Below are 13,363 nucleotides of genomic sequence, written 5' to 3'. Positions count from 1 at the left end.
ATGCGCCGCCTGCTCCTCATCCTCATCTCCATGCTGCCGCTGCCAGCGCAGGCCGAAGACATCCTGCTCTCCGGCCCGCCGACATGGGAAAGCGCGCCGCTGATCGCGCTGACCGAGAGCCAGCCTGTCGAGGGGGTTACCTTTACCTTCCGCCCCTGGGCGAGTCCCGAGGAGCTACGCAAGCGGGTGATGGCGGAAACGCCTTTGATGGCAGTCGCCCCTTCACCAACGGCGGCGATCTTCGACGCGAACGGCCTGGATCTGCGCGTGGTCTCGGCCACGATCACAAAGGGCAGCATCTCGATCATCGGACTGGGCGGCAAGGTCATGGATCTGCGCGATCTGGCGGGCGTGAGCCTCGCACTGCCCTTCAAGGGCTATCTTCCCGACCTGATGATGCGCCGCATTGCCGAACCCGGTCCGGCCAGCTGGCAACCGTATTACACCGGCAGTCTGGTCGCCGGCATGCAGCTCCTGCTGGCCGGCAAGGTCGAGAACGCCATGCTGCCAGAGCCCTTAGCAACGCTGGCACTGGCTCAGGACGAGACCCTGAGCCGACGCGCGGACCTCTGCGCGCTGTGGCGGGACGCGACGGCACTGGCCGATTGCCCGCCGGCCGGAGTGATCGTGGTCAACCCTGCCTTCCGAGACAGGCCGAACGTGCTTTCTGCCTATCACGAGGCTTTTTCCGACCTTTCCGCCAATCCGTCCAGCGCCGCCAAACTGCTGGCAAAGCATTTCCCGGAGATGGGTGGGGCCAGTGAGGGCTTTGCCCGCATCCAACCGGCGGACCTGCCGATGCCAGAAAAGGCGGATGTGCTGGCCGACTTCTATTCCGCGATCATGGAACTGGAGCCCGCCGCCATCGGAGGAAGACTGCCGGGGCAGGACTTTTACGGCAAATGACACAGCGTCTGGCTTTCTTGACCGGCCTTGCGACCTTGTTATTGCTCTGGTCACTTGCCGCGAACAACAGCCTGCCCGCAATCCTGCCAGGCCCACTGACGGTCGCAACGGCCCTTGTTCAGATCATCACTGATCCAGCCTTCTGGACCGGCACCCTCGTTCCCAGCATTGGCCGAGCCGTCGCGGGGCTGGTATTGGCCTTCACCTTCGGTGCGTCACTCGGCCTGGTGGGCTGGCGTTGGCCGGTTGTCTCGGCACTGCTCGGGCCCCTGCGATTGGTATTGATGGGCCTGCCCGCGCCGATCCTTGCCATCCTTTGCATACTTTGGTTCGACGGTGGCACCACGACCACCGTCCTGACTGTTGCGGCGCTGCTCCTGCCGGTCTTCCAAATCGCCATTGCCGAGGGCATGAACGCGATGGATCCGCAACTGCGCGAGATGGCGCATCTGTTTCGCGTACCTCTGATGCGTCGCCTGCACCGGATCGCGCTGCCGGCGCTATGGACCGCTCTTGCTCCGGCCCTGCGCGTCGCGGTGGCCAATTCGATCCGCGTCACATTGCTCACGGAGCTTCTGTCAGGCACGGAGGGCCTCGGCGCCGCGGTCCAACGCGCGCAAAGCTGGCTGCAAACCGACCGGCTGTTCGCGCTGGTGATTGTGATCCTTGCCCTGATCGGTCTTTCCGAGGCAGCCCTCGCGGCGCTGACCCCTACGAGAAACCGGTCATGACCCTTTTCTCCGCCGAAGCCGCAGGCCTTCATTATCCCGGCCGTCCTGCCCCGGTCTTTCAAGACCTGTCGCTGACAATCCGCAGGGGCGAAAACCTGCGCCTGACCGGCCCGAGCGGTGCGGGTAAGACCAGCCTGCTGCGCATGATCGCTGGGCTGGAGCGCCCGACATCGGGTCACATCACCGCCCTGCCCCGCAGGATCGGCATGGCCTTTGCCGAGCCGCGCCTGCTGCCACGGCTGTCGGTCATGGACAATCTCATGTTTGTCGCCCCGCAATCGCCCACGGATGCTGCGGCGAAGCTTGAAGCACTCAAGATGGAAGGATTACAGAACGTCCCTTGCAGCGCGCTCTCGAAAGGTCAGGCGCAACGTGTGGCGCTGATCCGCGCCCTACTGGTCCGCCCCGACATCCTGCTACTCGACGAGGCCTTCGGCGGGCTTGACATGTCGACCTGGCATCGCGCCTGCGATCTGATCCGGGCGCAGCGCGCCCTGGACGGCTTCTCCCTGGTCGAGATCAGCCACGACCCGGCACGGCTAGTCGCCCGAGATGCTGCAAGATTTTCGCTGCCCTGAAGGATGGACCGCCTACGCCCGCAAGAAAGACTGTGAGGTGCTACCCAACTTGCCCCCGGCGGGACGACATGGATGCGTCAACTGCCGACTTGGCACGACGCTCTCCGGAAACCCAAGTGGATGAGCGCTATCCGTGATCCCCGATTTCTTCGTGAATGGCGACGATGATTTCGGCGCGCCGCTGCGCTGAGCGGCCGGCATGTGCTGCGAATGTCAACGCCAGCAACCGCACTGTACTCAAAATCGTCGTGTGCGAAGGACCGAGCGCGAAGCTCGCCACGTGGCAAGGCAGGACGACGCTTGAATAACGCTGCGCTTCCAGCATGGACGTCCGGTCGGTGATGGTGATGACATTGAGGCGGCTTGTCGCTGCGTGGCTGAGGATGGGTTTCAGGATCGGTTGTTGCGGCGGCAGCGTGATGAGGATCAGCACGTCCTTCGGACCCGTCATCGCAAGGTCTTCCGCCCATGACCCCTGATTTATGCCGAGGATCATCACATCGTGCCGGAGCCTGGAGAAGAGAAGCCGCGCATAACGCGCCACGCCTTCCTCCGTTCCAAGGCCCAAGATCCAGACCTTTGGTGCTGCGCTGATCAGTTCGGCTGCCTCGCGCACCTTGTCCGAGCGCATTTCCTCGAAGGTCTTCGTGAGGTTTTTCAGCTCGAGTTCCAGATGCGCGCCAATCGTGCGGCCAAGTGCTACCTGCTCCGAATTGGTGACGGAATAGCCATAGGGCTCCGTGCGGTTGCGCTCCTCACGCGCCTGCAGTTTCACCTCATTGAAGTCTGCATAGCCTAGATGCTGAAAGAAGCGCGCTGCGGTCGCCTTCGACACGCCGGCCATTTCGGCGATCTCGGTCGCCGAATGGGTGAGGATATCATCCTGCCGATCGAGGATAAGCTGCGCAAGCTTCTGCTCGCCGGCGGTCAGCTGGGCGTAGCGTTCCTGAATGCGCAAGACGAGACGTGAGGCCAAGGTTCTCTCCGGGTTTCCGTCGCTCTGAATAAAAAGATTATCACCCCTCTTGCAATAATGAAACTGATGTTTCACAGTTATGAAACAATGAAACGGAGGCCACCATGGCGCAACCGCGCGTTTTTCGGCAGAAAGTCTGGGAAAGCTTGAAGGCGGTTGCCCGTCCCGACACGCGGTTTCATCTGAGTTTCAGCGAGTTCATTCCCGACTTCGATGGCGTTGAGCAGGCGGTTGACAGGCTGGCTGGGCTGGACGTGTGGAAACGAAGCAAGCTCGCTTTTGTCACGCCGGACAATTCGATGACTGAAGTGCGGCGACGACTGATTGCCGAAGGCAAGGCCTTCGTGATGTCGACCTACAACATGCAGCGCGGCTTCCTCTATATGGAACCCGGCAAGGTAAAGCCGGAGCAAGCAATTTTTGCCGCCTGGCTCGACGGCATGGAGCATTTCGCGCGGCCGGTCAATCTGGCGGAATTGACGCATATCGGCCGCTTCGATTTTCTGGCGACCGGCGCATCTGCCGTCACGAGGGACGGCATCCGTTTCGGCAAGGGGCACACCTATTTCGATCTCGAATGGGGCATGTTCACCGATCTCGGCCTTGTGGATGAGGCGACGCCGGTTGGCACTGTCGTGCACGACGTGCAGGTGATCGACGAGCAGATGAATGTCAGCGATACCGATATCCAGGCTGATTACATCGCTACGCCTTCAAGACTTTCGACCATCGAGCGCAGTGGCCGCAGGCCGCGCGGCATTAAATTGGAACGGCTGACGCGCGAGGAAATCCTGGCCACGCCGCCGCTGAAGGAACTCGCGCATATGCGCGGCGTCGTTTGACTTTAATAACAATAACTTCACTTCAGAGCAGGAGCAGTTTGACAATGCGTATGACACTCAACCGCAGGCATTTCATGGGACTGATGGGCGCCGCCGCCGCAACGCCGCTGGTTGCGCGCCGGGCTGCCGCCGCGACGCCCTTCAACTTTCAGGCGTCGTGGATCAACGATGCGGAATTCTCCGGCTATTTCGTTGCCGCCGACAAGGGCTACTACAAGGAGGCCGGACTTGATCTGAATTACATGTCCGGTGGTCCGGATGTCATTCCCGAAAGTGCGATCATCGCCGGCAAGGCCGATCTGACGCTCACCACGCCGGATACGACGATCAAGGCGATCGTGGAGCAGGCAGCACCCTTCAAGATTATCGGCGCGCAATATCAGAAGAACCCGATCGGCATCGTTTCGCTCGCCAAGAACCCGATCCGGGAGCCGAAGGACCTGATCGGGAAGACGCTGGCCGTCCCGCCTGTCAACGTCGTGTCCGTCGAGGCCATGCTGAAGATATCCGGCATCGACCGCTCCAAGGTCAATATCGTCCCTTACGCTTACGATCCAACCCCGCTCATCAAGGGTGAGATCGATGCGTCGCTGGACTTCACGACCAACGTCCCCTTCACCATCAAACAGGCGGGCGAGGAGGCTACCTCCTTCCTCCTCTACGATTTCGGCTTCACAATCTTCAACGACACTGTCGTTGTCACCGAAGAGACCCTGAAGACCAAGCGCAAGGAAATCGTCGCCTTTCTCAAAGCCAGCCGCAAGGGCTGGGACGAGAACCTGAAGGATCCAACTGTCTATCCGAAGCAGTTCGCCGACACCTGGTATAAGGGCACCGGCCGTTCCGTTGAAAACGAGGTCTACTTCAACACAGCGCAGAAGCCGTTGATCGAGAGCTCCATGGGCATATTCTCGATGAGCGAAGAGTCGATCGCCGCCAACATCGAAGCGCTGGCCGCCGTTGGCATAAAGGCCAAGCGTACGCATTTCGACACCACCGTTCTCGAAGAAGTATGATGACGACGGGCGTCGGCATCACACTGAAGGAAGTCTCGCGCGCCTTTGCCGCGCGCGAGACCGTCGTACAGGCGCTCGACCGTGTTTCGCTGGACTGCCCGGCCGGCTCGTTCACGGCGCTGATCGGACCGTCGGGCTGCGGCAAATCCACCATGCTGCGCCTGGCGCTCGGCCTTGATGCTCCGTCAAGCGGTACGATCTCGATTTCGGGGCAGTCGCCACAGGCCGCGGCCAAGGCCGGACTGACCGGTGTCGCCTTTCAGGATGCCGCGCTCATGCCCTGGCGCAGCGTTGAGGACAATATTGCCTTGCCGCTCGATGTGCTTGGCCGCAAGCGGTACGATTATGTCGGCAAGATTGCAGGATTGATCGACCTTGTGGGCCTCAAGGGTTTTGAAAGGGCGCTGCCGGGCGAGCTTTCCGGCGGGATGCGCCAGCGTGTGGCAATTGCCCGCGCGCTCGTCACCGAACCGCAGGTTCTGTTTCTGGATGAGCCTTTCGGCGCGCTCGACCAGATCCTGCGCCGGCAGATGAATGTCGAACTGCAGCGAATCTGGATGGAAAGCCGGGCCACCACACTTCTCGTAACGCACGGCATCGATGAGGCGGTGTTTCTTGCCGACCGTGTTGTCGTCATGCAGAGCCGGCCGGGCCGGATCGGCAGAATTGTCGATATTCATCTGCCACGCCCACGCCTGCCGGATATCTTCACGACGGAGGCGTTTCACGCCCTTGAGGATGAGATCACGGAGGCGTTGGATGGCCATTGACGCCGCCGCTGGCCGGAGGGGGAAGCGTCTGGCCGGCCTTCTCAACCTCCTCATCCTGCTGTCCGTCTGGGAGATCCTGGGCCGGCTCAAGCTGGTTGCGGGTGGCGCGCTGCCAGCCCCGAGCGCCGTGCTCATCCGATTCTGGCAGGATCGCGGCGACTATCCGTTGCATCTCCTGGCGACTTTCGAAGGCGCAGCACTCGGATTCCTGATCGGCAATTTCGTGGCGGTTGCCGCCGGCATTCTCTTCGCCGCTTCGCCTGTTGCGGCTCGGCTCGGACGTGGACTGAATGTTGCGATCTTCGCGCTTCCGCCGATTGCCATCTCGCCGATCCTGGTACTCACGTTTTCCGGCATGACGCCGCGCGTCGTGCTGGCCGCGCTCGGCTGTTATTTTGTCACCATGAGCGCCACGGTGACGGGAATCACCCAGACGGATCGGCGCATGCTGGATGTCGTGCGCGCCTATGGCGGCGGGCGTTTGGCGCTGCTTCGTCTTGTGGAAATCCGGTCCGCCTTACCGGCAATCCTGGCGGGACTGCGGGTGGCCGCACCTGCTGCAGTTCTCGGCTCGGTTCTGGCCGAGTTCGGCGGCGGCGGACGCTACGGGCTCGGCGTTTATCTCATCGGCTCGCTTGGACGGGCTGAACCTGCACGGCTTTGGGGCATCGGCCTTGCTGCCACCGGCATGGCGCTGGTCGCATATGCGATCTTCGCCCTGATCGAAGCGCGGATCACCCATGCGACGCGCGCCGTCACCGTTGCCGCGACGCCGCCAGGCGCGCCGCTCGCCATCGGCTGGTTTTCGGGAGCGGCGTTCGCCTTCGCTTCGGCAATGCTTCCTCTGGTCGTATGGTGGGGCCTCCTGAAGCTTCTCGGCACTCCGTCGATGATCGCCAAGACGCCGCTCGGCGTGATCGACTACCTCTTCCTCGCTCCATCTGCCGAGACTGCGCAACTCCGGCTCCTGTCCGCGCTGACACAGACGCTGCCACTAACGCTTCTCGGCATGGCCGCAGGCCTTGCCTTTGCATTCGCGCTGGCGCTCGCCTCCGTCGTGCGGCCCGGTATCGTGCGTTCCTTCATGCCGGTGGCGCTGGTCACGCAGACCATGCCGCTCGTTGCGCTGACGCCACTCCTCGTTCTCCTACTTGGGCGCGGGCCTTCCGTCATCCTGTGGATCACGGTTTCGGTGACGTTCTTTCCGGCATTTGTGACGCTGGCGCAGGGGCTGGCCATGGTGTCGCGCGGCGCGCTCGACGTGGTAAGGGCCTATGGCGCGAACCCGCTCACGCAATTGCGCCTCGTGTCTGTCCCGGCATCGCTGCCCTATCTCTTTGCCGCCATGCGGCTCGCCGTGCCGCGCGCGCTTTTGGGCGTCATGATTGCGGAGTGGCTGGCGACGGGAACCGGGCTCGGCAATCTGCTGAACCAGTCCCGCGGCTATCTCGACTACGGGATGATCTGGACCGTCGCCGTCGTCTCGGTCCTCATCTCCGTCCTTTTCTATCAGATCGTCATCATCATCGAACGGCGCGTGCTGCAAAGGCGCGGCATGCAGCCGGCGAACTAAAATCCATCAGAGGAGCAATCATGTCTACAGCCGCTGAAATCGCCGATCATAAATCCTCAGTGCGCGAGCGCGTCTGGAGCGAATTGCGCAAGGTCGCCGTCGCCGACAGCCGATTTCATTTCGATTTCGGCGAATTCATCGCCGACTTCGAGGGCGGCGAGGAGGCGGTGCAGCGACTGACCGACAACGCTTATTACCGCAACGCAAGGCTCATCTTCATTACGCCCGACAATTGCCTCGACCGGCTGCGCCTGCAGGCGCTGAAGGACGGTAAGGTCGTGCTGATGACCACTTATTCCATCAAACGCGGTTTCTGGCTGCTCGATCCGGCGCAGATCGCGCCGGATCTCTATCTCTACGCTTCAACGCTCGACGGCATGGAGCGGGTCGGGCAACACCTGACGCTGGCCGGAATACAGACCACCCTGCCGAAGGTTGATTACATGGTGACAGGCACAGGTGCGATCAACCATGAGGGCGTGCGCTTCGGCAAGGGCCACGGTTTCTTCGATTCCGAATGGGGCATGCTCTATCAGATCGGTCGGATTTCCGTCGAAACTCCTTGCGCCGCCGTGGTGCACGACTGCCAGGTCCTCACGGAAAAGCTAACGCCCGATGAGTACGACACGGTCGTTGACGTGATCTTCACGCCGACACGAACGATCGAGGTCGAAAATCCACACAAGCCCACCTGCGGTATCATCTGGAACCGGCTGGACCAGCACATGTTCGATACGATCCCGCCCCTGCAGGAACTGAAGGCCATGGGCCTGTGAACCTGGCGTGGGATTAACCTGAGACTCGAGTTTCCTCTGGGGTTCGCAGAGTCCAGAGGATCAATGCAGTGAGCCCTGAGCAAAAAGGCGGGCTTCGTGTCCGGACCGTGTGAGAGCTTTTCCCTGCATTGGGCGAACCGGGTCCAGAACCGCCATAGGCCCTACGATGGCTTTGTTCTTCTTGCGGGGGCTGTGATGAGGAGTTCAATTCCGGACGCGTTGACAATAAAAAACCCGCCTTTAGGGCGGGTGTTTAATTGGTTGCGGGGGCCTGATTACACCGAGACTTGAAAATTCAGCCCGTTTTGCTGAAACAACAGTAGTCTGGCGAAAGGTAGACACAAACTGAATAAATTGGATCAATGCCATGGCCTCCACCAACGTCAGCAAAGCGCCCCAAGTCGGCCGTAAGCGCGGTCGCTTGCCGTTTCTGAAAGCGGTCATTTTTCGCAGTGAAGGCTCGTCTCCTTTGCGCCAATAGGAGACATTGTGCCTACGGGCCAAGGGTGTGGGGATCAAGCCTCGCACGCGCTATGTTCGCGCGAACCTACGCGCGCAACCTACCGGCTCCTGTAGTCCCGGGGAGCCACTCCGAAATGGCCCCTGAAAGTTCTGCTGAAATGCGATAGATCGTTGAATCCCCAACGAAAGGCTATCTCACCGATCGAACCGACAGCCTCGGCGCGGAGATCCTCGGCACATCGCTCCAAACGACGCCTGAGCAGCAGGCGGCTGAAAGTCTCACCGCTTTCCTCAAGGAGAAGGTGCACGTACCGGACGGATATTTTGAAGTGTTGAGCTGCCTTGGCGGGCGTCAGTTCAGGGTCCGCGGCGTTTGCACCGATGAACCGGGCAAGAGATCGCGAAAGTTGCGCTCTCAGCGCCCCGCGAGCACGGTCTTCTGCGCCTACGGAAACTCCAGCAGCCATGGCGACCAGTTCGACAATGTGGTTCGCTATTGGGGTCGCAGCGGCTTCGATTTGTTCCACGTTCCGCGCTATGGACTTCAAATAATCCCCGGCGACGGACGCGATCGGATTCGCGTTCGTAATCCTTATGGCCGTCTGCTTGTCGGGTTGCCTCAACAGAGGTTTGAGCAGAGCTCTCGGGATACGGAAGGAGTACTGAGTCCAATCATCACTGCAGTAGTCATTGAGATAAGGTTGGGTTGAATCCACCAGCGAAAAATCGCCTGGTTCCAGCAGCGCTTCTCTGCCGCCCTGCAACATCCGACACTGCCCCTTCACCTGGAAATTCAGAAAGTAGACTTCTCGCGGCATGCGGCTGATTTCCAGACGTCGGCGATGGATTTTCTGCCTGCTCGAAGAGATTGTGGTCACGTTGATCGAATCGAGAAGGTGTGCCCGAACCTCTCCACGGAAGGGTCGTTCACCCTCAAGAGTGGGGTTCAGTGCAATATAGGCTTCGCAGAGAACTTCCTTCCAATAGGGGAAGCGGTCCCGCTCGGGCAATTCGCTTGCATTCCAGGATGCCATACTGTCGCCTCCGAAGTTCCCGTTTCGGAAAGAGATAGGCAATTTGCATGCCAATCGGCTGGCGAAGCGTCCTCTGTCGCATTCCACTGGCCGCTCGGGGATGCGGACTTCGATGTCCTGGCACGGGGATTGCATTATCCTGAGCAAGAACTCTGGAGACCTTCATGGCCATAGACTTCACGCTGTCCGCCAACCAGAAGCGCCTGCAATCCATTGCGCGGGAGTTTGCGAACGATATCCTAGCACCGCGGATTAAGAAGGCCGACGAAGAACCGGACCCGCAACGGGCCTTTCAGGAGGTCAAGGGCGCCTACATAGAATCATACAAGCTTGGCTTTGCAACCGGCTTTATTCCCAAGCAGTACGGAGGAGGCGGAATCAGCAACCTCGACCTTCAGGTGGTCGCTGAAGAAATCTGCGCCGTAGACCCAGGTTTTGCCACGATCCTGCTCGTCAACGGTCTTGCCCTGATGCCGCTTGTGTGGTTCGGCTCCGAGGAGCAGAAGCAGAGATGGCTTGTGCCTGCGACGAGTGACCCTCGCGGCGAGTATCTTGCCGCATGGACTGTCAGCGAAGCTGCGGGATCGCCTGGAGGCACAGCAAATTTTGACAACCCAGCCCCCTGGCCCGCAGGAATATCCCTGACAGCCAAGCATGACCGGGCGAACGGCGAGTATGTTCTCAATGGGCATAAATACTGGCCATGTAACGCGGGCGGTTGGGACCTCGCCGGAGCGAATGTGAACGTCTGCGTCGTCCGAACGGCATCGGAGCTTGGCGGAAATGAAGGGCTGTCGGCAATCATCATTCCCAGGGGCACGGCCGGAGTTGAGTATGAGGAACCCATCTCGAAGCTGGGCCACCGCATCTGCCAGAACAACTCGATCGTGTTTAGAGACTGCCGGGTTCCGGAAGAAAACGCCTTCGCAATCGGACAGGGCGACCTGGCAATTTCGCGGGCGTTCACATGGTCTGGCCCTGTTGCGGCGATCGCAGCCGTCGGAGTTGCCCGCTCTGCCTACGAATATGTACTCGAATGGTCCAAAAATTACACGGGAGGAGGGCCGACGCCAATCATAAACCACCAGGCCGTGGGCTATTCGCTCGCAGACATCGCCATGAAGATCGAAGCGTGCCGCGCTTTCGCCTGGAAGGCTGCGCATTATCTGGACAACAATGAAAGCCATGGGCATGCCATCTGTGCTATGGCGAAGGTGTTCTGCGGAGAGACGCTGTTCGACGCGGTTTTCCGTGCAATGAAAGTGATGGGCGTCAATGCGCTGGATCGCCGACATCCGGTCGAGCGCTATCTCCGCGAAGCGGCAGTCTTCCCTTTGTACGACGCGGGAAACATGGGGATGCAAATGCGGAAAATCTGGACCGTGATGCGCCATGATGACTTCGCTCCACGAGCCTTCATGGACCTTGCCGCCACTCCCTTCGATAAGACGCTGATCTAACGAGAGTTGGCTAGGCGTAAGGAATGAAGCGGAACCGACAGACTTGTCCGTCGTCCCGCTGCATGCACTCTTCCTGCTCCACATCCGCCCCCATCAGTCCACTGATAAAGCCGATGTCAAATCGACAGACTTCTGGATGATCCTTCGCCAGATCATGATAGACGCAGTTCTTGCATGCGATGCGAGCAAGGCTTCCGGCATCACCCTCGATTGCCTGCGCGACAAACCCTGTCTCGTTCATGATACGAACGATCTCTAAAATGCGCTCGCTCCTAGTTTTTCCAGTGATGCGCGGCAGGGCCGCAGCGGACATGTCGACGCCGAGATTGAACATGAATTCCCCGAGATCGGCCTCGCCGATGCGCGACCTGAGGGTTTGCAGAAGCACCCGGGAAAACCATGAATACTGCTTGGGAAATACGTCGATCCCGTCGTCAGTAAGGACGAAGGTCTGCTCCGGACGCCCGGCCGTCTTGCGCGCGGTTCCGCGCGCCACGTAACCGTCCCGCTCAAGCCCGGAAAGATGCTGTTTGACCGCCGTCCGACTGATATCGAGCCGCTGTGCCAAATCGTCGATCGAAAGACCGTTTTTGACATCAAGAAGCTGTGCGAGCAGTCGTCGCTGGGTCCCTCCTCCGCTGAGCATCATTCAATCCCCTTCGACACACCGGCTTTTTATAAAGGCGCACCAGCCATTTAACAACATCTGCCCCGAGAGGCATTTCGATCAGAATTTAAGCACAACTGCCTACTTTTTCAACATAAAAATGTTTTGACATTTTTTTATGCCAAAAGTACCGTAAGCCCGCATCCGCGTCCGGCATGACGAAGGGCGCATCAGAGGCCGACCATACCGGACGGCCGTTCATAAGGGGAACTTCAATGGCAATTGACTTCACAATGTCACCTGAACAGCGAAGAATTCAGGCGACGGCACGCGAGTTTGCGGAAAACATTCTTGCGCCGGTCGTTCCGGAAGCTGATCGCGAACCCGATCCGCTGGTGGCGCATGCCATGACCAAGGGAGCTTATATCGAGGCTTACAAGGCTGGCATCGCCATGGCGATGCTGCCGAAGGAATACGGCGGCGGCGGAATGTCGTGCTTGGACTTTACCATTGCCGCCGAGGAAATCTGCGCAATCGATCCCGGTTTCGCATGCACTGTCCTTTGCAACGGCCTCGGCCTGATGCCGGTATCCTGGTACGGCACGGAGGAGCAAAAAAAACGCTTCATCGGAGCGGCAACTTCGGATCCGACGGGTGAATTCCTCGGCGGCTGGACTGCGGGCGAGCCGCCGGGCGGCACGGGCGGCACCGCCAACTTCGACAATCCGTTCCCGAGGCCTGCGGGTATCGGACTGACGGCGGTCCGCGATGGCGATCACTTCGTCCTGAATGGTCAAAAGAAGTGGTCGTCGGCAGGCGGGTGGGATGCCAAGGGCGTCAATGCCCAGACCGTGATCGTCCGCACCGACCCGGATGCTGGCGGCACCAAGGGTCTTTCCGCAATCGTCGTGGAGCGCGGCACGCCCGGCATAAGCTATCAGTTTGTCAACAAGGAGGGTCACCGTACCGCATCCAATGCGTTGATCACCTTCAATAACGCGCGCGTACCCGTCGAGAACCTCCTGCCGGGTGCGGAAGGCAATGGCGACTTCGTCATCAACCGGAACTTCGCCTGGTCCGGCCCGGTCGCAGGCATCGCCGCCGTCGGGATGGCCCGCTCCGCCTACGAACTTGCTCTGAAGTTTTGCAAGAGCAATACAGCAGGTTCGCTGACGCCGATCATCCGCTTCCAGAATGTGGGTTACATTCTGGGAGACTGCGCAGCGAAAATCGAGTCGGCCCGTTACTTCTGCTGGCGCACGTCGGACTATCTCGACAAGCACGAGCAGCATGCCGAACTTGTTGGCGCCATGTGCAAGATCAATACGACCGAGGCCATGTTCGACGTTATCTACAAATGCATGCAGGTCGTCGGCGTCAACAGCCTAAGCACTGAATACGCCTTCGGGCGCTATCTCCGTGAAGCCTCGGTCTTGCCGATCTATGATGGGGGCAACATGGGAATGCAGCGGCGTCGCGTTCATGGCGTTATCGCTGACGAAGGGTTCAATCCCCGTGCGATCATGGAGGACGAGACCGTCGTGTTCGAAAAATCCATGGAAAGCATCGGCACCGTCGCCGACTGGGACAAGAGATACTCCAATGCAGCTGCGGTTGCCGCGGAATAACGTC

Annotated in this window: 13 protein-coding genes; 10 read left to right on the top strand and 3 right to left on the bottom strand. The window is 60.1% G+C overall.

Annotated elements, in window-relative coordinates:
• The 3 genes from ACU5AY_RS02135 to ACU5AY_RS02125 are packed head-to-tail and all read left to right on the top strand — an operon-like array spanning window position 1 to window position 2,215.
• Window positions 1–906, top strand: a complete 906-nt coding sequence (locus tag ACU5AY_RS02135; protein WP_446827804.1) for an ABC transporter substrate-binding protein — start codon at window positions 1–3, stop codon at window positions 904–906.
• Entirely contained in the window at window positions 903–1,637 is a 735-nt protein-coding gene (locus ACU5AY_RS02130) for an ABC transporter permease (protein WP_446827803.1), read from the top strand. Before ACU5AY_RS02135 ends, ACU5AY_RS02130 begins: the two co-directional genes overlap by 4 nt.
• The gene (locus ACU5AY_RS02125) at window positions 1,634–2,215 is read left to right on the top strand and encodes an ATP-binding cassette domain-containing protein (RefSeq protein WP_446827802.1); all 582 of its coding nucleotides are present in this window, start codon (window positions 1,634–1,636) and stop codon (window positions 2,213–2,215) included. Before ACU5AY_RS02130 ends, ACU5AY_RS02125 begins: the two co-directional genes overlap by 4 nt.
• A 127-nt stretch (window positions 2,216–2,342) precedes the next feature.
• Here the strand turns inward: ACU5AY_RS02125 and ACU5AY_RS02120 are convergent, their stop codons facing one another.
• The gene (locus tag ACU5AY_RS02120; protein ID WP_446823139.1) at window positions 2,343–3,191 is read right to left on the bottom strand and encodes a MurR/RpiR family transcriptional regulator; all 849 of its coding nucleotides are present in this window, start codon (window positions 3,189–3,191) and stop codon (window positions 2,343–2,345) included.
• 104 nt (window positions 3,192–3,295) lie between these two features.
• On the opposite strand from ACU5AY_RS02120, the gene ACU5AY_RS02115 reads away from it, so the two are divergent.
• Genes ACU5AY_RS02115 through ACU5AY_RS02095 form a run of 5 tightly spaced genes read left to right on the top strand, consistent with a single transcriptional unit; the run spans window position 3,296 to window position 8,168 of the window.
• Window positions 3,296–4,033 carry a 5-formyltetrahydrofolate cyclo-ligase gene (locus tag ACU5AY_RS02115; protein WP_446827801.1) on the top strand — a complete coding sequence of 246 codons (738 nt, stop codon included), beginning with the start codon at window positions 3,296–3,298 and terminating at the stop codon, window positions 4,031–4,033.
• A 44-nt stretch (window positions 4,034–4,077) separates the two neighbouring features.
• Window positions 4,078–5,049 (top strand): ABC transporter substrate-binding protein, encoded by a 972-nt coding sequence (locus ACU5AY_RS02110; RefSeq protein WP_446827800.1) that lies wholly within the window; start codon window positions 4,078–4,080, stop codon window positions 5,047–5,049.
• Window positions 5,049–5,819, top strand: coding sequence for an ABC transporter ATP-binding protein (locus ACU5AY_RS02105; RefSeq protein WP_446827799.1), 771 nt, complete (start codon window positions 5,049–5,051; stop codon window positions 5,817–5,819). Before ACU5AY_RS02110 ends, ACU5AY_RS02105 begins: the two co-directional genes overlap by 1 nt.
• A complete protein-coding gene (locus ACU5AY_RS02100) occupies window positions 5,809–7,392 on the top strand; it encodes an ABC transporter permease (RefSeq protein ID WP_446827798.1) in 1,584 nt (527 codons plus the stop codon). Before ACU5AY_RS02105 ends, ACU5AY_RS02100 begins: the two co-directional genes overlap by 11 nt.
• A gap of 20 nt (window positions 7,393–7,412) precedes the next feature.
• Window positions 7,413–8,168 carry a 5-formyltetrahydrofolate cyclo-ligase gene (locus tag ACU5AY_RS02095; RefSeq protein ID WP_446827797.1) on the top strand — a complete coding sequence of 252 codons (756 nt, stop codon included), beginning with the start codon at window positions 7,413–7,415 and terminating at the stop codon, window positions 8,166–8,168.
• A gap of 560 nt (window positions 8,169–8,728) precedes the next feature.
• Here the strand turns inward: ACU5AY_RS02095 and ACU5AY_RS02090 are convergent.
• Window positions 8,729–9,664, bottom strand: coding sequence for an AraC-like ligand-binding domain-containing protein (locus ACU5AY_RS02090; RefSeq protein ID WP_446827796.1), 936 nt, complete (start codon window positions 9,662–9,664; stop codon window positions 8,729–8,731).
• A gap of 164 nt (window positions 9,665–9,828) precedes the next feature.
• On the opposite strand from ACU5AY_RS02090, the gene ACU5AY_RS02085 reads away from it, so the two are divergent.
• On the top strand, window positions 9,829–11,124 hold the full coding sequence (locus ACU5AY_RS02085) for an acyl-CoA dehydrogenase family protein (protein WP_446827795.1): 1,296 nt from the start codon (window positions 9,829–9,831) through the stop codon (window positions 11,122–11,124).
• 10 nt (window positions 11,125–11,134) lie between these two features.
• On the opposite strand, the gene ACU5AY_RS02080 is transcribed toward ACU5AY_RS02085, so the two are convergent.
• Window positions 11,135–11,773, bottom strand: coding sequence for a helix-turn-helix transcriptional regulator (locus ACU5AY_RS02080; RefSeq protein WP_446822544.1), 639 nt, complete (start codon window positions 11,771–11,773; stop codon window positions 11,135–11,137).
• Between the two features lie 173 nt (window positions 11,774–11,946).
• Between ACU5AY_RS02080 and ACU5AY_RS02075 the strand changes: the two genes are divergently transcribed.
• A complete protein-coding gene (locus ACU5AY_RS02075) occupies window positions 11,947–13,359 on the top strand; it encodes an acyl-CoA dehydrogenase family protein (protein ID WP_446822543.1) in 1,413 nt (470 codons plus the stop codon).
• Window positions 13,360–13,363 lie beyond the last annotated feature (4 nt).

It is taken from the genome of Rhizobium sp. PAMB 3174 (assembly GCF_052908375.1).
The sequence above is the reverse complement of the archived record's forward strand: the minus strand, read 5'-3'. Positions and strand labels throughout refer to the sequence as shown.

Bases quoted from the DNA above. Each gene is read 5' to 3' on its own strand.
- ACU5AY_RS02135 (WP_446827804.1), top strand. From the start codon at position 1: ATGCGCCGCCTGCTCCTCATCCTCATCTCCATGCTGCCGCTGCCAGCG.
- ACU5AY_RS02130 (WP_446827803.1), top strand. From the start codon at position 903: ATGACACAGCGTCTGGCTTTCTTGACCGGCCTTGCGACCTTGTTATTG.
- ACU5AY_RS02125 (WP_446827802.1), top strand. From the start codon at position 1,634: ATGACCCTTTTCTCCGCCGAAGCCGCAGGCCTTCATTATCCCGGCCGT.
- ACU5AY_RS02115 (WP_446827801.1), top strand. From the start codon at position 3,296: ATGGCGCAACCGCGCGTTTTTCGGCAGAAAGTCTGGGAAAGCTTGAAG.
- ACU5AY_RS02110 (WP_446827800.1), top strand. From the start codon at position 4,078: ATGCGTATGACACTCAACCGCAGGCATTTCATGGGACTGATGGGCGCC.
- ACU5AY_RS02105 (WP_446827799.1), top strand. From the start codon at position 5,049: ATGACGACGGGCGTCGGCATCACACTGAAGGAAGTCTCGCGCGCCTTT.
- ACU5AY_RS02100 (WP_446827798.1), top strand. From the start codon at position 5,809: ATGGCCATTGACGCCGCCGCTGGCCGGAGGGGGAAGCGTCTGGCCGGC.
- ACU5AY_RS02095 (WP_446827797.1), top strand. From the start codon at position 7,413: ATGTCTACAGCCGCTGAAATCGCCGATCATAAATCCTCAGTGCGCGAG.
- ACU5AY_RS02090 (WP_446827796.1), bottom strand. From the start codon at position 9,664: ATGGCATCCTGGAATGCAAGCGAATTGCCCGAGCGGGACCGCTTCCCC.
- ACU5AY_RS02085 (WP_446827795.1), top strand. From the start codon at position 9,829: ATGGCCATAGACTTCACGCTGTCCGCCAACCAGAAGCGCCTGCAATCC.
- ACU5AY_RS02080 (WP_446822544.1), bottom strand. From the start codon at position 11,773: ATGATGCTCAGCGGAGGAGGGACCCAGCGACGACTGCTCGCACAGCTT.
- ACU5AY_RS02075 (WP_446822543.1), top strand. From the start codon at position 11,947: ATGACGAAGGGCGCATCAGAGGCCGACCATACCGGACGGCCGTTCATA.